Genomic DNA, 24,181 nt, shown 5'->3' on the forward strand with positions numbered 1-24,181 from the left:
GGTTGGCGGACCTTTCAGTGTGTCTTTAGACATGGGCCAGTACCCCAGCGTTTCACGCGTAGAGCAAACCACCAGTTAGACTGGTGGTTCTGATTATTGGAGGGGACAGAGTGTTGTTAAGGTAAAGGTAAAATAGTTCGCTATAAAGTCATCATAACTGTATTTTAATCAAAATATTGCTATAATACTTAGGGCATTCATCTTCGAATGTCTGTTTCTTTTTGTAAGGATGTGATGATAAATTGGGAAGCATTAAGCGATATATGCGCTTTGTTAAACCATATACATGGGAAATTATTTTAACGATTATCATTGGTATAGTAAAATTTGCTATTCCACTATTTATTCCACTGCTCATTAAGATTGTGCTAGACGATATTATTGCAGCAGATGACTTAACAGATGTAGAAAAAACAAAAGAACTATTTTATTGGCTAGGTGGAACTATTATTGTGTTCTTTATTATTCGTCCACCTATTGAGTATTATCGACAATATTTTGCACAACACGTAAGCAACAAGGTACTATTTGATATTCGTAAGGAAATTTATGCACATTTACAGCGTTTAAGCTTAAGGTATTATGCCAATACACGGGCAGGGGATGTTATTTCAAGGGTAATTAATGACGTTGAACAAACAAAAACCTTTGTCATGACGGGGTTAATGAATGTTTGGTTAGATTTGGCGACGATTGTAATTGCGATTGCCATTATGCTAACCATGGATGTGAAGCTAACACTAGTAGCGTTGATCGCATTTCCATTTTATGCTTTCAGTGTGAAATACTTCTTTGGCAAATTGAGAGATTTGACACGGAAACGTTCCCAAGCACTTGCAGGTGTACAAAGCTATTTACATGAACGTGTAGCTGGTATGAGCATTATTAAAAGCTTTACTTTAGAAAAGCATGAACAAAAATTGTTCGATTCAGCAAACGGTGAGTTTTTAGAAAAAGCGCTTGATCAAACAAAGTGGAACGCAAAATCATTTGCTGTCGTGAATACCATTACAGATGTAGCACCATTACTAGTTATAGCCTATGCGGGCTATCAAGTAATAAATGGGTCACTTTCAGTTGGAACAATGGTTGCTTTTATTGCTTATATTGAACGTTTATATGGCCCACTTCGTCGACTTGTTAGCTCGTCCACAACTTTAACACAGTCAATCGCTTCAATGGATCGAATGTTCGATTTAATAGATGAGCCTTATGAAGTCAAGGATAAGGACTATGCTGGTGAACTACCACATGCAAATGGGCAGGTTCGCTTTCACAATGTATCCTTCCAATATGAAGAAACTGGCTCACCTATTATAGATGCTATCGATTTAACGATAAATCCTGGGGAGACTGTTGCCTTTGTAGGGATGAGTGGTGGTGGTAAGTCAACGATTATCAGTTTAATTCCTCGCTTTTATGATACAACAAGCGGGCAAGTGACCATTGATGGAAAAGATGTACGGGATGTCACTTTACATTCCTTACGATCTCAAATTGGTATTGTCCTGCAAGATAATATACTTTTTAGTGATTCTGTCAAAGAGAATATCTTAATGGGGAGACCGGATGCAACAGATGCACAAGTCATCGAAGCTGCGAAAGCGGCAAATGCCCATGACTTTATTATGAGTCTACCTAATGGTTATGACACAAAGGTTGGAGAAAGAGGAGTAAAGCTCTCTGGCGGACAAAAACAACGAGTTGCTATTGCGCGTGTATTTTTAAAAAATCCACCGATTCTAATCCTGGATGAGGCTACTTCTGCATTAGATTTGGAAAGTGAGGCACTGATTCAAGAATCATTAGACAAGCTTGCTCATGAACGAACAACTATTATTATTGCGCACCGTCTTTCTACAATTACCCATGCTGACAAGATTTTCGTCATCGATCATGGTCAATTAATCGAAAGTGGAACACATGAACAGTTAATGGACAGTCAAGGAACATATTATAATTTATTCCAAGTACAGCACTTAGATTAAAATTTTCCGAAAATTACACGGTTTAAGAAATTTTTTCAAAAAAAGCCTTTCATTTATTCGAAAATGGAAGGCTATTTTTTTTTGAAAAATGTAAAAAATTATCTCTTTATAAGATTTTATTATTATGGAAGGCGATTATTGTAGAAATTCTATGTAATTTGCAGAATATTAATGATTGAAAGAGCAATGATTTTTAGTTAGAATTATCTGAAAATAAGGAATTTAACGAAAGTTATAGTATTCTATTAATATTATTATACATTTAAGTAAAATATAGGTAGGGTGGGGCGTTACACATGAGGAAAAAACTACTAGAAATAAAAGGTTTGAAAACAACCTTTTTCACAGATAATGGGCAAATTCCTGCTGTAGACGATATCGATTTTTCTGTCCATGAAGGGGAAATTTTAGGGATTGTAGGAGAATCGGGAAGTGGTAAAAGTGTTACGTCGCTGTCCATCATGGGATTAATTCCATCACCACCAGGTAAAATAACGGGTGGAGAAATTTTGCTAGATGGCAAAAATATTGCTAAATGTACGGATAAACAAATGCAAAAAATACGTGGAAAAGACATTGCAATGATTTTCCAAGAGCCAATGACTTCGCTAAACCCTTTGTTCACGATTGGTGACCAGTTAAAGGAAGCTATATTAATCCATAATCCAAAATGGTCAAAAAAGGAAGCGTTTGCAAGAGCGGTTGAAATTATGAAATTGGTAGGTCTACCACGTGCTGAGGATTTGCTAAAGGACTACCCACATCAGCTGTCTGGCGGTATGCGTCAACGTGTGATGATTGCTATGGCACTTGTCTGTGACCCTCAAGTATTGATTGCGGATGAGCCTACAACTGCATTGGATGTTACAATACAAGCCCAAATTTTACAGCTTATGAAAGACTTAAATAAACGATTGAATACAGCTGTGTTGTTAATTACACATGATCTGGGGGTTGTCGCGGAAACCTGTGAGCGAGTGATTGTTATGTATGCAGGACAAATAGTGGAAGAGGCGCCGATTCATGAAATTTTCACTAATCCTAAACATCCCTATACACAAGGACTTATTCAATCAGTACCTGACATGCGTTATAAAAAGGAAAATTTATACTCTATTCCTGGAAGTGTACCGAAACCAGGAAGTATTCAGGTAGGCTGTCGTTTTGCAGCACGCTGTCAATATGCAATGGAACGTTGTTTACAGGAAACACCACCTTTATTTGAAGCAGCAGAGAATCATAAATCAAGATGTTTTTTACTAGAAAAGCAGGAGGTGGAGCAACGTGTCGAAAGCGTTATTAAAGGTTGAGGGGTTAAAAAAATATTTTCCGATTCGAAAAGGAGTCCTTAATTCACATGCCGGGGATGTAAAGGCTGTAGATGATGTTTCCTTTGAAGTATTTGAAGGAGAAACATTAGGAATTGTTGGCGAATCAGGCTGTGGTAAATCCACAACGGGTCGCTTATTAATGCGTTTACTAGAGCCCACTGGAGGTAAGATAGAATTCGCAGGTAAAATGATTTCAGAATTATCCAACAACGAAATGAGGAAGGCACGTAGAGATATTCAAATGATTTTTCAGGATCCCTATGCCTCACTAAATCCTCGCCATAACATCGGCAAAATTTTAGAGGAGCCTCTTATTGTTCATGGGATAGGTAATGCCAAAGAGCGAAAACAAAAAGTGTTGGAGCTACTTGAGATTGTTGGATTGAATGAATATCATATCAAACGCTATCCGCATCAATTTAGTGGAGGGCAAAGGCAACGTATTGGCATTGCTAGAGCCCTGATGACCAATCCACGCTTAATTATTGCGGACGAGCCAGTATCTGCACTTGATGTATCCATCCAGGCACAGGTTTTGAATTTATTGCAAAAGCTGCAAAAGGATTTAAGGCTAACTTATATTTTTATTTCCCATGATTTAGGGGTTGTGCGTCATATTAGTAATCGAGTTGGCGTTATGTATTTAGGTAAATTAGTTGAGCTGACAGCGAGTGAGGATTTATATGCTGAACCGCTTCATCCATATACACAAGCACTTTTATCTTCGGTTCCTGTTCCAGATCCTACGTTTGAACGGGAACAGATCATCATTTCTGGAGATATTCCAAGTGCATCAAATCCGCCAAGCGGTTGTACTTTCCATACGAGATGTCCGTTTAAAAAGGATCAATGCTCACAGGTAGTACCTAAAATGCAAGAAGTGAAACCAGGTCATTATGTTGCTTGCCATCTTTACGAGGCACTCCAACATTAAATGATATAAAAACTCATAGGGGGAAATTCGATGAAGAAAAAGAAGTTTTGGACTTTAGGTGTAATGCTACTCCTTATTCTCTCGACAATCTTAGCAGCTTGTGGCGGCTCAGATACTAAGGATACGGGTAGTAAAGATACTTCAACTGGTGGCGATACAGCTAGCAGTGGAGAACCAAAAATTTTAGTGTATGGTCGTGGTGGAGATTCTGTAGCACTTGACCCTGCTGTTGTTACAGACGGTGAATCCTTCACGGTGACAGCTAATATTTATGAAACACTTGTAAACTTCGGAGAGCAAGATGTAACAATTCAACCAGGCTTAGCCAAATCATGGGAGGCATCAGAGGATGGTTTAACGTATACTTTCCAGCTACAAGAAGGTGTGAAATTCCATGATGGCACAGATTTCAATGCTGAGGCTGTTGTTAAAAATATTGAACGTTGGAAAACAGGTGCAGATAAACACCCTTACTTTAGTTCGCAATTTGTCGTTGGTGATAAGCAAGTAATTGAATCAGTAACTGCAGAGGGAGACTACACAGTTGTCTTTAAGTTAAGTCAACCTCAAGCACCATTCCTGAAAAATTTAGCAATGTCACCATTTGCGATTGCTTCTCCAACAGCATTTGAAGCAGATGAAGAAGGTTTATCTGCAAATCCTGTAGGAACAGGTCCATTCAAATTTGTTAGCTGGGTACGTAATGATTCAATCACAATTGAGAAAAACCCGGACTACTATATTGATGGCTATCCTAAATTAGATAAAGTAATTTATCGTTCTATTCCAGAAAACTCAGCACGTTTAAATGATTTATTAGCAGGCAATATTGATGTAGCTGATGGCTTAAGCCCATCTGATAAAGCAACAATCGAAGGTGATGCTAATTTACAGTTAATCGAACGTCCATCTATGAACGTTGGTTACCTTGGTTTAACTGTTACACGTCCTCCTTTTGATAATGTAAAAGTGCGTCAAGCAGTCAACTATGCAATTGATAAACAAGCATTAGTAGATGCATTTTATGAAGGGCTAGCTGAGCCAGCGAAAAACCCAATGCCACCAGTAATTTCTGGTTATAACGATGAAGTGACAGGCTATACGTATGATCCTGAAAAAGCGAAAGCATTACTTGCTGAAGCAGGCTACGATGGCAAGGAAATTGAGCTATGGGCAATGCCAGTACCACGTCCATACATGCCAGACGGACAAAAAGTGGCTGAAGCGATTCAAAAGAACTTAGAAGACGTGGGTATTAAATCTAAAATTGTGTCATTTGAATGGGCTACGTATTTAGAAAAAGCTCAAAACGGTGAAGCGGATGCATTCCTACTTGGCTGGACAGGCGATAATGGGGATGCGGATAACTTCCTATACACGTTATTAGACGGCGATAATATTGGTTCTAATAACTATACGTTCTATGATAATCCAGAATTACACAAGATATTAACAGCTGCTCAAACTGAGATTGATGAAGACAAGCGTAATGAACTTTATAAGCAAGCTCAAGTAATTATTTCTGAAGATGCTCCATGGGTTCCACTTGCTCACTCTATTCCAATTTTAGCTGCTAACAAGAAAGTTACAAATTACATTGCGCATCCTACTGGTTCTGACCGTTTAGATGCAGTAGATATTCAATAGTAAATTTCATCATTTTTAATTGAACAAAGGAATGTGAAGAATCTGCTTGCTTTTCTGCGGGTAAGCCGTGGAAATCTCGCAGATTCTTTTCAAGTAAAGATAATGATTATTTCCTGTATGAAAGAATTCAACTAAACATTCAAAACCGTTTAGTGAAGGCTCAACCTTTCAACAGTATATAAAGACTTCACAGTAGATTATGAAAATCATAGAGAGGTGATGAAAATGCTTCACTATATGGGGAGACGTTTACTTCAACTAATCCCAGTTTTGCTTGGAATGACTTTTATCGTCTTTATGTTGATACGGGCAATTCCTGGAAATCCAGCACAAGTTATTTTAGGACAACAGGCAACAAAAGAGGCGGTCGAGGCGTTAAACGCAAGTTTAGGATTAGATAAGCCTTGGTATACACAATATTTTAGTTACTTAGCAGGTATTTTTCAGGGAGATTTAGGGGTTTCCCTACGTACGAAACTACCTGTATCAGAAGAAATTTTCCCATACTTAGCAGCAACGGCCGAACTTGCACTATTTGCGATGATCATTGCGATTGTTATTGGTGTGAATGCTGGCATTATTTCTGCGTGGTTCCAAAATTCTTGGTTTGATTATACAGCAATGATTATAGCGTTAATCGGTGTATCTGTACCCGTGTTCTGGCTTGGATTGATGGAGCAATGGACATTTAGTAGTAAGCTTGGATGGCTGCCTACATCTGGTCGAGAAGATGTGCGAAATCCAATTACCGCCATAACCCATTTCTATTTATTGGATACGCTTATTCAAGGCCGCTTTGATCAATTCATCGAAGTTATAAAACGATTAATATTACCAGGAGTAGCACTTGCAACGATTCCGATGGCTATCATTGCCAGAATCACAAGGTCCTCCATGCTGGAAGTTATGCGTTCAGATTATGTAAGGACTGCAAGAGCAAAAGGACAAAAAATGTTTATTGTTGTTTATAAGCATGCATTAAAGAATGCAGTTATTCCTGTGTTAACGGTAATTGGTCTACAAACTGGATTACTGCTAGGTGGTGCCATTTTAACAGAGACGATTTTTAGTTGGCCAGGAATTGGTCGTTATATTTATGATGCGATTGGCTTCAGGGATTATCCCGTTATTCAATCAGGTATTCTCGTCGTTGCATTTATTTTCATCATGATTAACTTAATCGTGGATTTACTGTACACAGTAGTCGACCCACGGATTAAATACAAATAGAAGGGAGTTGCAATGATGACTGGAGCAATCGATATAAAAAAAGAAGTATCACCAGTTCGAGAAAAGGCAGTAGGTCCATGGCTCGAAGGGTGGCGTAGTTTTAAAAAGAGTAAAGTATCCCTTGTTGGAGCAGGAATTGTTATATTTTTTATTATACTAGCTGTCATTGGTCCGTTCATTGCACCACAGGGCATCAATGAACAAGATTTAACGAAGCGTTTACTGGCACCATCCGCTGATCATTGGTTTGGAACGGATGATTTTGGACGGGATATTTTTTCCAGGATCATTCACGGTGCAAGGATTTCGCTATGGGTAGGCTTTTTCTCTGTTATTTTGTCCGTGATAATTGGTAGTTTACTTGGCATCATTGCAGGTTATTATGGAAAATGGATCGATACGATAATTTCACGTATTTTTGATATTATGCTAGCTTTCCCTAGTATGCTACTAGCGATTGCAGTAGTATCAGTGCTTGGTCCATCTTTACAAAATGCATTAATCGCCATTGCTATTATTAACGTACCGAATTTTGGGCGCTTAATCCGTTCTAAGGTTTTAAGTGTCAAGGAAGAGGAATATATAGTAGCGGCAAAAGCAATTGGTATGCGTGATGCACGAATTCTATTTTCGCATATTTTGCCGAATTCCATAACCCCAATAATTGTACAGGGAACACTAGCAATTGCGACAGCCATTATTGAAGCGGCAGCATTAGGTTTTCTTGGGCTAGGGGCTCAAGCTCCAGCACCAGAATGGGGAAAAATGTTAGCGGATGCACGGAAGTTTTTATTAAATGCTCCGTGGACGATGATTTTCCCTGGTTTAGCTATTATGTTAACAGTTTTAGGCTTTAATCTAATGGGTGATGGACTACGAGATGCACTTGATCCAAAAATGAAAAGTTAGTAAATAAGACAATAGCCTTCTACAAGTTAGAAGGTTTTTTTAGCTGCTTGGACCATTGGATATAAAAGGAACATTTTTACTACAAAAACGTTTTATAGTATAGAACAAGACGTGAGGGGCTTTCAAAAATAAGAGAAAACACCTTTTTGGAGCCATTAATTGAATTTTTTGTCACGTTATTTTAGACTTAATTTAAGTAGAAATCTTTTAGCTTAGTAGATTATTGCTTACCATAAAATCTTTCGACTGAAATACATATTTTAGGAGGGTGTTAGAATTGGGGATTAATTTACAAAAAGGACAAAGAGTTGATTTAACAAAGGGTAACGCAGGATTAAATAAAATTAAAGTTGGTTTAGGGTGGGACCCTGTAGGCCAAGAGAAAAGTGGCGGCTTTTTAGGTGGTTTATTTTCTAGCAGAAATAGTGGCAGTGGCAGAAGTATCGACTGTGATGCTTCGGTATTAATGTTACAAGATGATAAGGTTGTAGCGGGTGACGATGTTGTTTATTTCGGAAAATTAACAAGTAGCTGCGGTTCTGTTCGACATTCAGGTGATAATTTAACAGGTGATGGTGATGGTGATGATGAGGTAATTACAATTGAACTATCGTCTGTACCTTCGCAATATAACAAGCTTGTGTTTGTTGTAAACATTTATGATGCGGCAGGTCGCAATCAACACTTTGGTATGATTCATAATGCATATATTCGTGTGTATGATGACAGGACAGGAAGCGAACTAATTCGCTATAATTTAACTGATAATTATTCGAATTTAACGACGTTAGTATGTGGAGAAATTTACCGTCATAATAACGAATGGAAATTTGCTGCGGTTGGTACGGGAACAAATGACATAAAGCTTGGCGACGTTGTTCGAAGATATCAATAAATAATTGACTAAATAGGAGGAATAAAAATTATGGGCATTTCACTACAAAAAGGTCAAAAGGTAGATTTAACTAAAACAAATCCAGGATTAACGAATGTGGTTGTAGGTTTAGGCTGGGATACAAATAAATATGATGGTGGTCATGATTTTGACTTAGACTCCTCTGTGTTTTTACTTGCTGATACAGGTAAAGTTGCAGATCAAAATGATTTTATTTTTTATAACAACACTACAGGTGGCAATGGTTCAGTTGAGCATTCAGGCGATAATTTAACAGGTGTAGGCGAAGGTGACGATGAAGTGGTGAAAGTGGCATTAACTCAAGTACCTGCTCATGTTCAGCGACTAGCCTTCACAGTAACCATTCATGATGCAGAGTCTCGCAGTCAAAACTTCGGTATGGTGTCTAATGCCTATATTCGTATTATGAATGCTACTTCCAACGAAGAAATTATTCGCTATGATTTAGGCGAGGACTTCAGTATTGAAACAGCTATTGTTGTAGGGGAATTATATCGTCATAACGGAGAATGGAAATTTAATGCGATTGGTGCAGGCTATCAAGGTGGCTTAGCTGCTTTATGTAATGATTATGGCTTAAGTGTAAACTAAAATTTCATCTTTGGACGGAAAGGGAGATTTTTGAATGGCTATACAATTAAGTAAAGGGCAACGCATTGATTTAACAAAGCAAGATCCAGGCTTAAATAGCATTGGCATTGGTTTAGGATGGGATGTAAAGCAATTTGATGGTGGACAAGACTTTGACCTGGATGCATCTGTATTTTTACTAGATGCTTCAGGTAAATGTCGTAATGAACAGGACTTTATTTTCTATAATAATCTAGCCAGCCCAGACCAGTCTGTTGTCCATACAGGAGATAATCGTACAGGTGCAGGGGATGGGGATGATGAAAAAATTCTTGTCAACTTAAAGCAAGTATCACCTCAAATAGAAAAAATTGTAGTGACAGTTACTATTTACGATGCCGAGGGACGTCATCAAAACTTCGGGCAAGTCTTAAATGCCTATGTACGATTGACGAACGAAGAGTCGGGATCAGAGGTATTGCGTTACGATTTAGGTGAAGATTTCAGTATTGAAACGGCTGTAGTATTTTGTGAGCTGTACCGACATAATGGTGAGTGGAAATTTGCTGCAGTAGGTTCAGGTTACCAGGGTGGACTAGCTGCTTTAATCAATGCATATGGCCTACAGTAACTATGGGACATAGGTGCATGGTGGAGGATCTGATGTGGATGTATTAAATGAGATATTAAATACATATGCACAGTTTTTAAACTAGCAGATGTAACAGGGGCTTATCATAATACACTGAAAATGTGTGTTAGTATATTGGGGCTACCATCCTTCGCATGAAATTTTCGTTATTATTTTAATAGCTGCATTCTTATTGACATTTGTTATTTACAAGTTGAAGAAGAAAATAGCAGTGTAAACAAGGCACTGTATTAGTCTGTATGGAACAGGCTGATACAGTGCTTTTTTCACAAAAGGCATAGTTACTGGGGAGAGGATTAGATGCAACATTTTGCAACAGAAGCAGAGATGATTTTTTATAAGAAGCCACAGCCGTTTACAAAATGGGAAACGGCGGATATTTTGTCATATGCCCTAGGTGCGACTTTGTATATGCCAGCTTCCATGCCTACGATTGTGAGCTTGATCCGATCACAAAAATATAAGGAACTCACATCACTTGTCATTGATTTGGAGGATGCAGTTGGAGATGCAGAGTTAGTAGATTGTGAAGCTAAGCTGATAGAGGATATTAGTGAATTATATGCACTCTATCAGCAAAAACAGCTATTACTTCAGGAGCTCCCTTTACTTTTTGTTCGTGTACGTCATGTTGAGCAATTTCAAAGGCTAACAACTGTTTTAGGGAAAAAGCAAGAAATATTAACTGGCTATGTCTTTCCAAAGTTTACAGCAGAACAGGGTGCCCGTTATTTCGAGTTGCTTGAACAAACCATTTTAGAAAATGATTTAATTTTATATGGTATGCCAATTTTAGAAAGTCGTGAGGTACTATATAAGGAATCTCGCATGGAAGCGTTATTAGACATTAAAGCGGTTCTACATCAATACAAAGCCCGTGTATTAAATGTACGAATTGGTGCTACCGATTTTTGTGGTATTTACGGAATTCGCAGGCGTATGGATTCTACCATTTATGATATTAGTGTCATACGAGATTGTATTGCAGATATTGTCAATATCTTAGGTCGTGAGGAAGATGGTTTTATTATTTCTGGGCCTGTGTGGGAGTATTTTAATAATCAGCGTGTATTAAAGCCCGCGCTTAGAGTGACACCATTTAGTGAGAAAGGCGCGCTTGATACAAGGAAAGCGTTATTAGACGATTGTTTAGATGGATTAATGAAAGAAGTTTTAATGGATAAACAAAATGGCATAGTGGGAAAAACAATTATTCATCCGAGCCATATCCGTGTTGTGCATGCCCTGTATGCTATTTCGTATGAGGAATACTTAGATGCGCTAAGTATTATAGAAAATAATGATGGACAAAAAGGTGTTATGAAAAGTCACTATGCTAATAAAATGAATGAAATTAAGCCACATATGAGATGGGCACAACGGATTTTAAAACAGGCTCATGTCTATGGTGTTTATCATGAATCTGTCGATTTTGCCTCACTTTTATTACAGTCTGAAATAGGTGGTAGTGTATATGCAACAACAAATGAGTAAATTAAGCATTTTACCGAATTATTCAATTGATATTGAAATTACCTACAATCCCCATAATTTTGCGCTAACCGATTTGTTTAGAATGGCGGCTCGGATTAATAAAAAGAGACAATTTTTGTTTGTAAGCACGGTACTAGGCAAACATTTGGCTGTCCGTCCACAAATCCCTTTACTGACAGGAACTCTTTTAGCAATGATGTATCAGCAGCATCTTACGGGACAAAAGGTAATGGCTTCGTCTGTCGTTAAAGCTTTAAAAGACGGAGCTAATTTGGATGAAGTACAAAAATCCATAGAAGGAACCCTAGAATTAACGGATGAAACATTGTTTATTGGCTTTGCTGAGACAGCAACAGCACTTGGACACGCAGTATTTAATGCCTTTCACTCGAATGCTATGTATATCCACACAACACGTGAAGTGTTACCCGATTTTGAGCCATTTGTTACGTTTGAAGAAGAACATTCACATGCGACAAGCCATAGAATTTATACGGAGGAACCAGAATTTTTACTGCAAACTAAGCGCATTGTGTTAATTGATGATGAGATTACTACTGGAAATACGGTCATTAATATTATTGAGACTTTAATACAGAAATTTCCTTTAGTGAGACAATATGCGGTACTATCTATTTTAGATTGGCGTTCCCAACAGCAGCAAACAATCTTTCAGCAATTAGAAGTACAATGGGGTATCTCTATAGAATTCATCTCCATTATGTGTGGGAATTTTAGCTGTTCAGGCATTCCAAGCTTAACCAGTACACAACCAAACTTACTAACACAGGTTGCACGAGATATGGACATTTGTCCGATTCAAGTATCTGTTGATCGCAAATTCTATCGTTCTGTTTCGGAGAATGGGTTAATAAATAAGTACCCCTATTTGCTAGCAACAGGGAGATTTATGCTCACGTCAAAACAGCATGTTGACCAAAAGCAAACGATACAAGCTATTGCTATGCAATTACAAGAGCTAAGAACAAATGGACCAGCGCTTGTTATTGGCTCGGGTGAGTTCATGTATGTTCCTATGCAAATTGCCTCTTATTTAGGAAATGATGTTTATTTTCAGTCAACTACTCGTAGTCCAATCTATTGTACGGATGATTTAGGATATACGATTAACGATAAAATAGCCTTTGAAAGTCCAGAAAATAACGGGGTCACTAATTTTTTATATAATCTTCAAAGCCAGTCTTACACGGAACTTTTTTTCATAGTGGAACGTATAGCAAGTAAAGAGGTAGTTGCTCGTGTGGTAAAGGCATTACAAGAAGCCACTAACGCCAAAGTATATGTAATTAGTATGCATGAATTGGAGGTAGAACGATGATATCGACTTTGCAGCCAGATAAAATGGGGAGTTATGCACCAGAGGACGTTATTTTTTTATTGCGTGATATTGGAAGTGCATTCCTTGAAATGGATAATGAGAAACGTGAACAACTCATTCAATCGGGTATACATTATTCGGAAATGCTGCCAGTGGAGAAGCAACCATCGGATACCTACATGAATCTTTTTTATAAAGCGCTAGATGTTCATGCAGAAAGAATAGCAATCGCCGTTGGAGTAGTGGCAGAGCAAATCGTTGAAAATAGAGGATTAGAAAATTTAATTCTTGTGAGTTTAGCTCGTGCAGGTACACCCATTGGTATTTTAATCAAACGGTATATAGCCATGCATTATCATGTGAATGTTCCACATTACTCCATTTCTATACTGCGAGGTCGTGGGTTTGATGAAGCGGCAATTCGTTATATTTTGACACAGCATCCTCTAGGAAGTCTGCAATTTATTGATGGTTGGACAGGAAAAGGGGCAATTACCAATGAATTAATTCAATCCTGCCAAAAGTTTAATTTACGATATCAAGAACAGTTAAGTGCCGATTTAGCTGTTTTGGCTGATCCTGGCCATTGTGCAGCTATTTATGGAACTCGTGAGGATTTTTTAATACCATCTGCTTGTTTAAATTCCACTGTATCTGGATTAGTAAGTAGAACGGTATTAAATTTGCAGTTTATGGATGCAAACGATTTTCATGGTGCAAAATACTACAAAGAATTAGAGGCAATAGATGTCTCCAATCTGTACATAGAGCGTATCGTCACATGTTTTGAACAAGTACAGAGTAAAATTGTGCAACAAATTCAAGAGCAAGAAATCTCTCCAATTACATGGGAGGGTATGAAGTCCGTGCAAATAATTCAACGAGATTTTGGTATTGATAATATACATTTCATTAAGCCAGGTGTTGGGGAAACGACAAGAGTTTTGCTGAGAAGGATACCTTGGAAGATTTTAATTAATCCACAGTACATGCATGAATTGAAACATATTTTATTATTAGCGCAGGAAAAAAATGTATTGATTGAAGAGTATTCGAATATGTCCTATGCATGTTGTGGTTTGATCAAAGAATTATAGAGGAGAATATGATGATATTATTTACATCTGATTTAGATAGAACCCTTATTTATTCTAAACGCATGATGGAGATGTTTCCGCCAGCTACAGAGACAATCGTCGTTGAACACAAGGACGAAACAGCAATGAGTATGATGACACAGGCAACAGCACCCCTATTGCAACAGGTACACCAACATACTTTATTTGTACCTGTTACGACAAGAGCTTTACATCAATATAAAAGAATCCATTTTATTCATGATTTATGCCCTGCTTTTGCAATTACAAGCAATGGGGGTACAATAGTAGAAAAGGGTCAGCCATATGAAAAATGGACACAAACATTATCTAGACGTATTGAAGATTCCTCGATCCCTCGTATGGATATGCTAAAGCTTTTTCAGACAATTAAATCTGATACATGGCTACAACGATCTCTGTATATAGATGAGCTTTTTTATGTACATCATGTAGATATTGATATTTTACCATACGATGAATTACAAGCGATGATTCAAGAGTTTGATATGCATGGTTGGCATGTTCTGCTACAAGGAAAAAAATTGTATTTTATGCCCAAGGTGCTGACAAAGGAAGCGGCTATAGAATATATAAAAGAGTTCTGTACATACGATGTGCATATAGCAGCAGGTGATTCTATTATGGATTATGGCATGCTTGCAATGGCTGATTTAGGTTTTACACCAAATCATGGAGACTTAAAGGATAAACAGCCAAAATTTTTACAAAATACAACTTACTCGCCTCACAATGGTGAAGCATTTACAAAGAATTTATTGGAAACAGTTTTACAGATGGCATCACAACAAACGATCGTATAGATGTTCAAATATTTTTGTTGTCATTAGGTGAGACGTCCTATGACAAATGAATGCTTTAGCATAGGCTGAGGATGATTTTTAGGAGGTGCGTTTGTATGCAAACAATCACAATTAAATCAGTGTTGGAGCGTCATCCTGATGATTGGCTACAGGCGTTTCAAGATTCACCAAAGGATCGTGCATTTTATGAAACAACAGAGCAGCAAGTGAGCTTTAGTAGAATTGCTGTTCGTGTATTGGGCGTACCAATCGAAGAAGATGATTATTTCAATTCGTTATTTACATTGTCACAGAACACTAACATCCATATTTTAAGTGAAGAATTAAATAAACATATTGAACCAAAAGACTTTCAGGCAATACAAACAATCCTTTCGCAGCATCAACAAACTCCACAAGGTCTATCTATTAATCGTTTAGTGGCAATGATGTATGGTTATCAATTAATTCCTAAGCATGATGACAGTGTAATGAATCGCCATTTACAGTTAGCAACCATTAAAGTAGTAGAGCTCTTTCAAAAACAGCAATCGTTAGGTTTGCTAGCAAATGACTTTCGCCGTTTTTTAATTGATATGGTGAAATGGCTAAAAAACCATTGGATTCTATGGACAAAATCCATGAAACCAACAGATGATTTTCCTAAAGTAGTTTGGTATGGGGAAGCAACTCTAAGTCAGCGCTATTTCTTATTGTTATTAATGGAGCTCGGTTGTGATGTGTTAATTTTTCATCCAGCTAAAATAGATGAATTTGCTGAGATTGATCCTAATGATACTTTCTCTATCACATATGCGTACGCCAATCAAACAACTTTACAGCCATTTCCTGATAAGTTGCGTGACCGGCAGGCAACGGTTGGATATCGATCTAGTCAGCATTTTGAGCAATTAATGCATGATCAGCAATCAGGTGTCTATAAGCCTTGGCAGTTTAAAGATTTTATGCCACGCTCCTTAACATTACGGATGACATATGATGATATTTTTATTTATGCAAAAGAGAAAGCTTTGGTTCGACCACAGTTTGAAGTAATTGGGGATGAGATTGTCATTCCAGTCATATTTGCCAAAATTAGTGGGGTTTCGAGCAGACGGGAAGAATACTGGTATTATATGCATCAGTTATTAGCAAATCCGCAAACTGTTTTTGTCCAGAAATTCCCCTATGCACCAACGAGTAGAGCAAATTTTCACTTTCACTATAAGCATTGCCTAGTAAATGGAGAACTATCAGTAGAGCGTATTATGCAAAGTGATTGGTGGCAATACGGTGAGTTAACATTGGAGCTACAGCGTGCGATTGCACACACGATAAAAACTTCTTGTGAGCAGCCCATGTTGAAACAGCAGCCAAATGAGACCTTATATGATTTGCAGTTATTTTTATTTAAACAAATGTCGATGATTCCACTGGAGATCCTAAGATTACTACAAAGCTTTGACTATTCCCAAGAGGTACCGAAGCTGGTATTATATCAAGCACCTCAACAACCAGCTTTATCACGTGAAGATATAGCATTATTGGCCTTTTTAAATCGATTTGGTGTGGATATTGTTTTTTATAATCCGACAGGACAACTAGATTTAGAAAAGCATTTGCAAGAGGATAGTTATGATGTACACCGTTTAGAGCATATGCTGTTTGACTTGCACTATGAAGAACCAAAGCCACAGAAAACTGCACCCGACAAAATCATAAAAAAAATCTTTAATCGTTTTTTCTGATGATAGGAAGGAGGCGGCACGAATGTCGAATAACTCGTTGACGCTGAAGCAGCTGACACTGGAAACAGCAGAAGCCTTCAAAGAACAGTTAAAGGATCATGCAGAGGTACGGCAAATTGCCAATCAAATCAATATAAAAAATCAGATAGAGCTATTAGCTTTGGGAAAAGAGCCGTCTACAAAATTAGCTACTTTTGCAGATCAAATTGTAGCCATCATCACCCAGTCAACAACTTTCGAATCAAATGAATTATTTAAGCAGCTTGAAGCCCTTATGCAGACATTCGACAAACAAGATTTTACAGAGCAAAAGGGCTTTTTTAAAAAGCTGTTTGCACGTAAGACCAAAAATGATGGCGATTTATTTACGAAATATAATGGACTGGGGAGAGATATTGAGAAAATCCATTATCAATTTGTACTGATGGAAGAGGAATTAGCGAAGGATAACCGAGTACTTGCACGCTTATATCAAGAAGACCTCATGTACTATCTTGAGCTAGAAAAGTATATCGTAGCAACTGACATGAAGCTTCATGAGGTCCAAACAACATTGATTCCGATGTATGAAAAACAGAGTGAAGCAGGAAATCAGCTGGAAAAAATGGAGCTAAATCGTTTGCAAGGTATTGCAGAGATGCTTCAGCAAAAAATAGATGACTTAGAAAAATCGCGTATGGTGGCTATTATCACAGCCCCTCAAATCGATATGCTACGTAATGGTAACAGTGAATTGATAGAACAAATTAATGGGGCTTTTGTTAAAACCATTCCTGTTTTTAAAATGGGTTTGATGAATGCAGTTAATGAAAGACGTCAACAATTACAAAGTCAATCAGCCTCTGCCTTTGAAGATCGTATGAGGCAATTTGGGGGAGCTAGCAAGGAAGCGGTGCAATTAAGTACTGCCATGGCTCAACAATCCAGCACTACCAAGACTCTTGAAGAAATGTGGGATACTATTGTATCAGGCATTGCCAATTATCAGCATTTACGTGCTGAACAAACGGTCAAACGCCAACAAGCAGAGCAACAATTGCTAACATTGCGTTCTTAGCTCCTTTCCTCTAAGTAGATTACTACTTGGAGGTTTTTTGTATAAAAAAAGCCGACAGACTTATCTTATTCAATGGGTGATCAAAATCCCCCTGAATCAAGGTAATCTGTCGCCAAAATGTTAGCTATATGAATTCTTCTTCAAATTCTACATTGATTTCATGTCCATGATAGCTTTGGTAAGAAACAATAAGTGTATCAAGATGTTCTAAGTTTTCCTCATAATCTAAAATACGCGATAAAATATAGAGTAGGTGATAGCTAGAAAACTCCGTATCGCCTTCTTCACGAGCAAAGTTGATTTGCTTGATGAAAATTTCCATCAGCTCATTACGTTGGACATAGTCAATGCTTTTACTCCACTCCGAATGCTCAGGCTTTAGCTTCCCTGTATATTTTAAGAGCAATTGCTCATGGTACGTTAGCAAGGAATCAAGTCTCTCCTGAATCATTAAATGAAATTGGGTAGGGAGCTGAGCTAATTCATTTTCGTGATTATGCAAACGCTGTAGCAATTCCAAGCTTTTCTTGGAAGTTAAAATCATTTGACGATAGACTACTAGTTTGCGAGCTTTGACATATTTTTTATTTTTAAAGTAATTACGCTCTTCCTTATATAAATCATACAGCGTATCCACTCGTAGCATACGGTTTTTAAACTTACTTAATGCTGTTTTTGTGGATGTATGCTCAGAAGCTTGCCGTACAGCCAGTCGTGTCCAACGAATAATATCATCTTGTAAAATATAAATTTTGCGAAATAGTTTTACCTCGTATTTAGGTGGTAAGAACACAAGATTTACGACAAATGCTGCTAATACCCCAACTAATATCGTAACAAAGCGTATCAAACCAAATGTTAAAAAGTCATCCCCTTGAAATTCCATAATAGCTACAACTGATACCAACGCTAGCGAAAGTGATTTTTCGAGTCTAAACTTTAACATTAAACCGATAGCTATTATGACAGCTATACCAATGGCAACGACATGGTGGCCAAAAAGTAAGCCAAAAATGACGGCAATTGTCGCACCTATAATATTCGCTTGTACTTGCTCCACAATGGTTTGGTAAGAACGATAAATAGAAGGCTGAATAGCAAAAATAGCTGCAATTCCAGCAAAAACAGGTGAAGGTAGTTTCAACAACTCTGCAATAAATAATGCAAATACGATAGCTACACCAGTTTTAAATACACGGGCACCTAATTTCATAAAGATGTCCTTTCTGTCTAATATTTTTTAGCTTCTTTACATTATAGAAGGAAGTGCTCATAAAATACATAGATTTGCATGGATGAATAAGAAAAAGGCGACTTCTACTTGCAAGTCGCCTTTTTCTTGTCAAGATTATAATTGAGAAAACGCAATATCTACTGCTTCAATTGTTTCCTGAATATCTGCTTCTGTATGCTCAGTTGTTAAGAACCATGCTTCATATTTAGAAGGAGCTAGATTAATACCTTGCTCAAGCATGTGTTTAAAGAAGCGTCCAAATATTTCACCATCAGAGCTTTCAGCTTGCTCATAGTTTTCTACCTTCACATCTGTAAAGTAAATAGTAAGCGCTCCTTTAAGACGATTTAACGTGATGGTTACGCCATGTTTTTTAGCAGCAGCTAAAACACCTTCTTCTAAAATTGCGCCTAATCTATCCATTTCCTCGTATATACCTGGTGTTTGTAGAACTTCTAGGCAAGCAATACCAGCTTGCATAGATGCAGGATTTCCAGCCATCGTACCCGCTTGGTATGCTGGGCCGAGGGGTGCCACAGTATCCATAATCTCTTTACGTCCGCCATAAGCACCGATTGGTAAACCACCACCAATAACTTTACCAAGTGCAGTTAGATCAGGTGTTAGGCCAAGTAAATTTTGAGCGCCACCATAGTGGAAGCGGAAGGCCGTGATGACCTCATCATAAATCGTTAGGGCCCCTTTTTCCTTTGCTGTAGCATGTACTAATTCAAGAAAGCCTGGCTTTGGTTCAACGATACCGAAGTTTCCTACTATTGGCTCGATTAAAATAGCTGCAATCTCCTCGCCCCATTTATCCATGGCTTCTGTAAAGGCTTCAGGGTTATTAAAAGGTACAGTAATAACTTCTTCAGCAGTCGAAGTTGTCACGCCCGCTGAATCTGGTGTTCCTAATGTTGCTGGACCTGATCCGGCAGCCACTAATACTAAATCAAAGTGCCCGTGGTAGCAACCAGCAAATTTCATGATTTTTGTACGTCCTGTATAGGCACGTGCCACACGAATCGTTGTCATAACAGCTTCTGTACCAGAGTTGTTAAAACGTACTTTATCCATCGACGGAATGGCTTCCTTTAACATTTTTGCGAAAGTAACTTCATACTCAGTCGGCGTCCCAAACAATGTACCATTTTCAGCTGCGTGCGTAATGGCCTTTGCAATATGAGGATGACCATGACCAGTAACGATTGGACCATATGCTGCTAGATAGTCGATATAACGATTGCCATCTACATCCCAAAAATAAGCGCCTTTTCCTCGCGCCATGGCTACAGGAGAACCGCCACCTACTGCTTTATATGAACGAGAAGGGCTGTTTACACCACCAACAATATGCTGTAATGCCTCTTCATGTATTGCTTCAGATTTTGCATGATTCATAGAATTGCCTCCTAACTTTTTATACGTAATCTATTGTAGACCTATCGGTGTAAGAAATCCAAAGAAATTAAGAGATATGACTTGATTTGTTACTTAGAGTAAAATAGGACCTACAGAGGAGGAGATTGTATGACATTACTAGAAGGACAAAAAGCGCCGGATTTTTCTCTATTGAACGAAAAGGGCGAGATGGTGCATTTAGCTGATTTTAAAGGAAAAAATGTTATTTTATACTTTTACCCAAAGGATATGACACCAGGCTGCACGACGGAGGCATGTGATTTTCGCGATAAGTTTGAGGACTTCAGTCATTTAAATGCTGTTGTTCTGGGTGTTAGCCCAGATAACGCAAGCAAGCATACAAAATTTATTGATAAGCATGGTTTGCCATTTTCATTATTAGTGGATGAGGACCATGCTATTGCTGAAGCTTATGATGTATGGGTTTTAAAGAAAATGTATGGACGTGAATATATGGGCATAGAGCGTTCAACGTTTTTAATTGATGCTGAGGGGAAGCTTGTAAAAGCTTGGCGCAAAGTTCGAGTGAAAAATCATATTGAAGAAGTATATGCTTATTTAGCAGAACAGGAGGCAAAACAATGAGAATCTATTTTACATTTGAACCTAGACCAGATTTACGAGAACCATTAGTAGCAGAATTTCCACAGCTTGAATTTATCTTTGAAAAGAGCATATCAAATGAAGAGCTTCAACAAGCGGATGTATTAGTTACATATGGTGAAGATTTAACAGAAGAGAGTATTCAATCTGCTACAAAGCTAAAATGGATTTTTGTTGCATCGGCAGGTATAGAAAAAATGCCAGCTCAGGCTATTATTGAACGCAGGATTCTAGTTTCAAATGTTCGTGGCATTCATAAAACGCCTATGGCTGAATCGATTCTTGCTCATATTTTAGCCATTAAACGAGCTTTGCCTTGGATGTATGAGCAGCAAAAGAAAAATGAATGGTCGAAAAAAACACAACAAACGGAATTACGAGATAGTACGGCACTTATTTTGGGGCCAGGTGCCATTGGTTCGGAAGTTGGGCGTTTATTGCAAGCTTTTGGTGTTACAACAATTGGCTGTAACCGCTCTGGTAAAGAAGCGGCCTATATGAATACGATGATTAGTTTTACCAATTTGAAAGAAGCACTACCTCTTGCAGATATCGTTATTTCTGTATTACCAAAAACAACAGAAACGACCCATTTATTAAAAGAAGAGCATTTTGTTGCGATGAAAAACAATGCGATCTTCATGAATTTTGGTCGAGGTAATTTAGTTGATGAAAACGTACTCATTCAAGCGATTGAAAGAAAGCAAATAGGACACGCAGTTTTAGATGTATTTGAAGAGGAGCCTCTGACATCCGACAATCCATTATGGACATTACCAAATGTTATAGTATCACCTCATGTATCCAGTCATTCTTCTCGTTATGTTGAGCGTAGCTTAGAAATTTTCAAGCCAAGCCTAACAAAATGGCTAAAGGGTGACACGGATTTAGAAAATGTTATGGATTTATCAAGAGGATATTAAGGAAAAAACCATTGATTTATTGAGGATAAGCAATGTGTGATTGTTGACGAAGTAGTACGAATTGGATACACTATTTATAACAATTATAAATTAATAATACTTATGGAAGAGGTGCATGACGATGTCTGCAACGCATTTACAAGATGCACTGGACACGTTGAAAACAACTGGTGTACGTATTACTCCTCAGCGTCATGCTATTTTGGAATATCTAATTCAATCAATGGCACATCCTACTGCCGATGAAATTTATAAAGCTCTTGAGGGTAAGTTCCCTAATATGAGTGTAGCGACTGTTTATAACAACCTGCGTGTATTTCGTGAAGTAGGTCTTGTGAAAGAGCTAACTTACGGGGATGCTTCAAGTCGCTTTGATTTCGTGACAAACGATCATTACCATATGATTTGTGAATGCTGTGGTAAGATCGTCGATTTCCATTATCCTGGACTCGACGAAATAGAGCATTTTGCATCACAGGTAACAGGCTTTGATGTGCATTCGCATCGCTTAGAGATATACGGCACTTGTCCATCATGTAAAGTTGCTACTGCTAAAGTACAATAAAAATCCTAGCTCTTAAAAAGGGCTAGGATTTTTTTGTTTTATTATAGGATTGATCGAACTCTTTACCTTCTAGAGTAGGATCAAGTGTTAATGGCTCATTGCAGTACATGCACATATCTACTCGGCCTAAAACCTTTGTATGTTTATGGCAATTAGGACACTCTACTTGAATAGCTCTTGTTGACAGTAATCCGATCCACGCATATACAACTGTGCTACCGATAATACAAAGAACACCTAGTGACATGAAAATTAAAACTAATATCGGGCTGTTTTTAAAGAAAATGCCTCCGTACATGACAATAAAACCAAAAAAGATTAGTGCTAATGCGAATGAACGAATTTTATTAATTTTACTTTTATAAGGTTTCATATTTCATCTTGCCTCCCAATCTAAAATCTACTATAACATATAAGGGCAAAGTATTTTAGCTTTGAACTGAATGAAAGAAGGAATACTTTTAGAGTATGTCGAATTTTTAACGGAACAAAACAACCTATATGAATAAAGGAGGGCTGAACATGGAGCAAGTACTGCGTCCGATATATCAAGAACGTGCGAGTCAGTCGAATACATTAGGCGTAATTTTAGTGGAAAAGCGTGAAGAACAAAGTAACGTTACAGATACATTTGATACGGTTTTACTCATTATCGTAAAAGAAGCAGAGCAACCAGTCTTTTCAAAACATTACTTATATGAAGGAAATAAAATCGCTCTACATACTGTTACGGAGAAATTAATTCGAAAATGGTTACTCATCGGTTCAAATAGAAAGGTTGTTGATTGGATATTCTTCGGTAGAGTATTATTTGATCGGAATGAATTTCTGCATAAACTAAAAATAGAATTGCAGGAATTTCCGTATAGTGGTCGTAAAATTAAAACAGGTATTCAATTTTCAAAGTTAATTCGTCGCTATTTGGAGGGGAAAGAATACTTTGATAAAGGAAGTTACTTAGATGCTTATAATCATGTTGTGGATTCGCTACATCATCTAGGCCGCCTATCTATTATCGATAGTGGCCTGTATCCTGAAGTAACTGTTTGGGCACAGGTGAAAAAAATCGAGCCAGCCATCTATAAGCTGTATGAAGAGCTAGTGACAAGTAATGAGCCAATAGAAAAGCGCTTAGAATTATTGTTTTTAGCAAGTGAGTTTTTAATCCACTCTCGTACACGAGATGGGGCACAGCATATATTAGAAGTCATGCAAACAAAAGAAATGTGGACTATTCAGGAATTACATGATCATCATGAACTTGTTAACTACTCAGTGGATTTAGAAGTGTTTGTTGAGTATCTAGTGGATAAAGGCTATATTCAAATTGAACCCATTGCAGCGAAAAATGATAGGATATTTCACCGTCATTACAAGGTAAATAAAGATGCTCTAGAAATGGGGCAATGACTGTAGTATGCTTGTAATCGAGGTATCTAAAAAATACCTCGATATTTTTTTAGAAAAGTAGTTGACGAATAATATCTTAGTATTGTATTATATTAATTGTCGCTAAGACATAAACGAATAACTCAGAAAAACACAAAAAACTTTTTTAAAAAAGTTGTTGACATGTTTTGAATGAGATGTTAATATAAAGAAGTCGCTGAAAAACGACTTAAATAATGAACCTTGAAAACTGAACAAGCAAAACGTAATCAATAAAGTTTTAAGTAGCTAGCTTCGGTTAGTGAACAAAACAAAAATTTTGGACATCAA

General features: G+C 37.6%; 22 protein-coding genes. 19 read left to right on the forward strand and 3 right to left on the reverse strand.

What is annotated here, in order from left to right; translation table 11 throughout:
• Nucleotides 1-242: 242 nt before the first annotated feature.
• From ACFY5C_RS40890 to ACFY5C_RS40960, 15 genes are all read left to right on the forward strand, one after another.
• Nucleotides 243-1,988, forward strand: coding sequence for an ABC transporter ATP-binding protein (locus ACFY5C_RS40890; protein ID WP_315061599.1), 1,746 nt, complete (start codon nucleotides 243-245; stop codon nucleotides 1,986-1,988).
• 296 nt (nucleotides 1,989-2,284) lie between these two features.
• Nucleotides 2,285-3,298, forward strand: coding sequence for an ABC transporter ATP-binding protein (locus ACFY5C_RS40895; RefSeq protein WP_103118833.1), 1,014 nt, complete (start codon nucleotides 2,285-2,287; stop codon nucleotides 3,296-3,298).
• On the forward strand, nucleotides 3,273-4,253 hold the full coding sequence (locus tag ACFY5C_RS40900) for an ABC transporter ATP-binding protein (RefSeq protein WP_112116672.1): 981 nt from the start codon (nucleotides 3,273-3,275) through the stop codon (nucleotides 4,251-4,253). The genes ACFY5C_RS40895 and ACFY5C_RS40900 overlap by 26 nt, the downstream gene beginning before the upstream one ends.
• A 30-nt stretch (nucleotides 4,254-4,283) precedes the next feature.
• Entirely contained in the window at nucleotides 4,284-5,900 is a 1,617-nt protein-coding gene (locus tag ACFY5C_RS40905) for an ABC transporter substrate-binding protein (protein ID WP_048394768.1), read from the forward strand.
• A 219-nt stretch (nucleotides 5,901-6,119) separates the two neighbouring features.
• The gene (locus tag ACFY5C_RS40910) at nucleotides 6,120-7,130 is read left to right on the forward strand and encodes an ABC transporter permease (protein ID WP_389455152.1); all 1,011 of its coding nucleotides are present in this window, start codon (nucleotides 6,120-6,122) and stop codon (nucleotides 7,128-7,130) included.
• 12 nt (nucleotides 7,131-7,142) lie between these two features.
• Nucleotides 7,143-8,039: a nickel transporter permease gene (gene nikC / locus ACFY5C_RS40915; RefSeq protein ID WP_054549024.1), complete on the forward strand. Its 897-nt coding sequence runs from the start codon at nucleotides 7,143-7,145 to the stop codon at nucleotides 8,037-8,039.
• A 277-nt stretch (nucleotides 8,040-8,316) separates the two neighbouring features.
• The gene (locus tag ACFY5C_RS40920) at nucleotides 8,317-8,934 is read left to right on the forward strand and encodes a TerD family protein (protein WP_048394762.1); all 618 of its coding nucleotides are present in this window, start codon (nucleotides 8,317-8,319) and stop codon (nucleotides 8,932-8,934) included.
• 27 nt (nucleotides 8,935-8,961) lie between these two features.
• Nucleotides 8,962-9,546 carry a TerD family protein gene (locus tag ACFY5C_RS40925; RefSeq protein ID WP_389455154.1) on the forward strand — a complete coding sequence of 195 codons (585 nt, stop codon included), beginning with the start codon at nucleotides 8,962-8,964 and terminating at the stop codon, nucleotides 9,544-9,546.
• Between the two features lie 34 nt (nucleotides 9,547-9,580).
• Nucleotides 9,581-10,156, forward strand: coding sequence for a TerD family protein (locus ACFY5C_RS40930; protein ID WP_016994007.1), 576 nt, complete (start codon nucleotides 9,581-9,583; stop codon nucleotides 10,154-10,156).
• A gap of 321 nt (nucleotides 10,157-10,477) precedes the next feature.
• Nucleotides 10,478-11,671, forward strand: a complete 1,194-nt coding sequence (locus tag ACFY5C_RS40935) for an HpcH/HpaI aldolase/citrate lyase family protein (protein ID WP_103118831.1) — start codon at nucleotides 10,478-10,480, stop codon at nucleotides 11,669-11,671.
• Nucleotides 11,652-13,010, forward strand: coding sequence for a phosphoribosyltransferase family protein (locus ACFY5C_RS40940; RefSeq protein ID WP_387256524.1), 1,359 nt, complete (start codon nucleotides 11,652-11,654; stop codon nucleotides 13,008-13,010). The genes ACFY5C_RS40935 and ACFY5C_RS40940 overlap by 20 nt, the downstream gene beginning before the upstream one ends.
• Nucleotides 13,007-14,107: a cysteine protease StiP family protein gene (locus tag ACFY5C_RS40945; protein WP_288584161.1), complete on the forward strand. Its 1,101-nt coding sequence runs from the start codon at nucleotides 13,007-13,009 to the stop codon at nucleotides 14,105-14,107. The genes ACFY5C_RS40940 and ACFY5C_RS40945 overlap by 4 nt, the downstream gene beginning before the upstream one ends.
• Before the next feature lie 11 nt (nucleotides 14,108-14,118).
• The gene (locus ACFY5C_RS40950; RefSeq protein WP_054549028.1) at nucleotides 14,119-14,931 is read left to right on the forward strand and encodes an HAD family hydrolase; all 813 of its coding nucleotides are present in this window, start codon (nucleotides 14,119-14,121) and stop codon (nucleotides 14,929-14,931) included.
• 95 nt (nucleotides 14,932-15,026) lie between these two features.
• Nucleotides 15,027-16,658 (forward strand): YceG family protein, encoded by a 1,632-nt coding sequence (locus tag ACFY5C_RS40955; protein WP_288584164.1) that lies wholly within the window; start codon nucleotides 15,027-15,029, stop codon nucleotides 16,656-16,658.
• Between the two features lie 22 nt (nucleotides 16,659-16,680).
• Nucleotides 16,681-17,715 carry a toxic anion resistance protein gene (locus tag ACFY5C_RS40960; protein ID WP_387256523.1) on the forward strand — a complete coding sequence of 345 codons (1,035 nt, stop codon included), beginning with the start codon at nucleotides 16,681-16,683 and terminating at the stop codon, nucleotides 17,713-17,715.
• 124 nt (nucleotides 17,716-17,839) lie between these two features.
• On the opposite strand, the gene ACFY5C_RS40965 is transcribed toward ACFY5C_RS40960, so the two are convergent.
• A complete protein-coding gene (locus tag ACFY5C_RS40965; RefSeq protein ID WP_048394747.1) occupies nucleotides 17,840-18,928 on the reverse strand; it encodes an aromatic acid exporter family protein in 1,089 nt (362 codons plus the stop codon).
• Nucleotides 18,929-19,063: 135 nt separating this feature from the next.
• Entirely contained in the window at nucleotides 19,064-20,350 is a 1,287-nt protein-coding gene (locus tag ACFY5C_RS40970) for a glutamate-1-semialdehyde 2,1-aminomutase (protein WP_259420330.1), read from the reverse strand.
• A gap of 129 nt (nucleotides 20,351-20,479) precedes the next feature.
• Here ACFY5C_RS40970 and bcp point away from each other — a divergent pair, with 129 nt between their 5' ends.
• From bcp to perR, 3 genes are all read left to right on the forward strand, one after another.
• Nucleotides 20,480-20,956 carry a thioredoxin-dependent thiol peroxidase gene (bcp, locus tag ACFY5C_RS40975; RefSeq protein WP_048394742.1) on the forward strand — a complete coding sequence of 159 codons (477 nt, stop codon included), beginning with the start codon at nucleotides 20,480-20,482 and terminating at the stop codon, nucleotides 20,954-20,956.
• Nucleotides 20,953-21,897 carry a D-2-hydroxyacid dehydrogenase gene (locus tag ACFY5C_RS40980; RefSeq protein ID WP_048394740.1) on the forward strand — a complete coding sequence of 315 codons (945 nt, stop codon included), beginning with the start codon at nucleotides 20,953-20,955 and terminating at the stop codon, nucleotides 21,895-21,897. Before bcp ends, ACFY5C_RS40980 begins: the two co-directional genes overlap by 4 nt.
• Before the next feature lie 121 nt (nucleotides 21,898-22,018).
• Nucleotides 22,019-22,462, forward strand: a complete 444-nt coding sequence (gene perR, locus ACFY5C_RS40985) for a peroxide-responsive transcriptional repressor PerR (RefSeq protein ID WP_004230508.1) — start codon at nucleotides 22,019-22,021, stop codon at nucleotides 22,460-22,462.
• 22 nt (nucleotides 22,463-22,484) lie between these two features.
• Here the strand turns inward: perR and ACFY5C_RS40990 are convergent, their stop codons facing one another.
• Nucleotides 22,485-22,835, reverse strand: coding sequence for a YgzB family protein (locus tag ACFY5C_RS40990; protein ID WP_048394737.1), 351 nt, complete (start codon nucleotides 22,833-22,835; stop codon nucleotides 22,485-22,487).
• A gap of 149 nt (nucleotides 22,836-22,984) precedes the next feature.
• Between ACFY5C_RS40990 and ACFY5C_RS40995 the strand changes: the two genes are divergently transcribed.
• Nucleotides 22,985-23,872 carry a nucleotidyltransferase-like protein gene (locus ACFY5C_RS40995; protein WP_016994017.1) on the forward strand — a complete coding sequence of 296 codons (888 nt, stop codon included), beginning with the start codon at nucleotides 22,985-22,987 and terminating at the stop codon, nucleotides 23,870-23,872.
• Nucleotides 23,873-24,181 lie beyond the last annotated feature (309 nt).

The organism is Streptomyces sp. NPDC012935 (genome assembly GCF_042900345.1).
Taxonomy (GTDB): domain Bacteria; phylum Actinomycetota; class Actinomycetes; order Streptomycetales; family Streptomycetaceae; genus Streptomyces.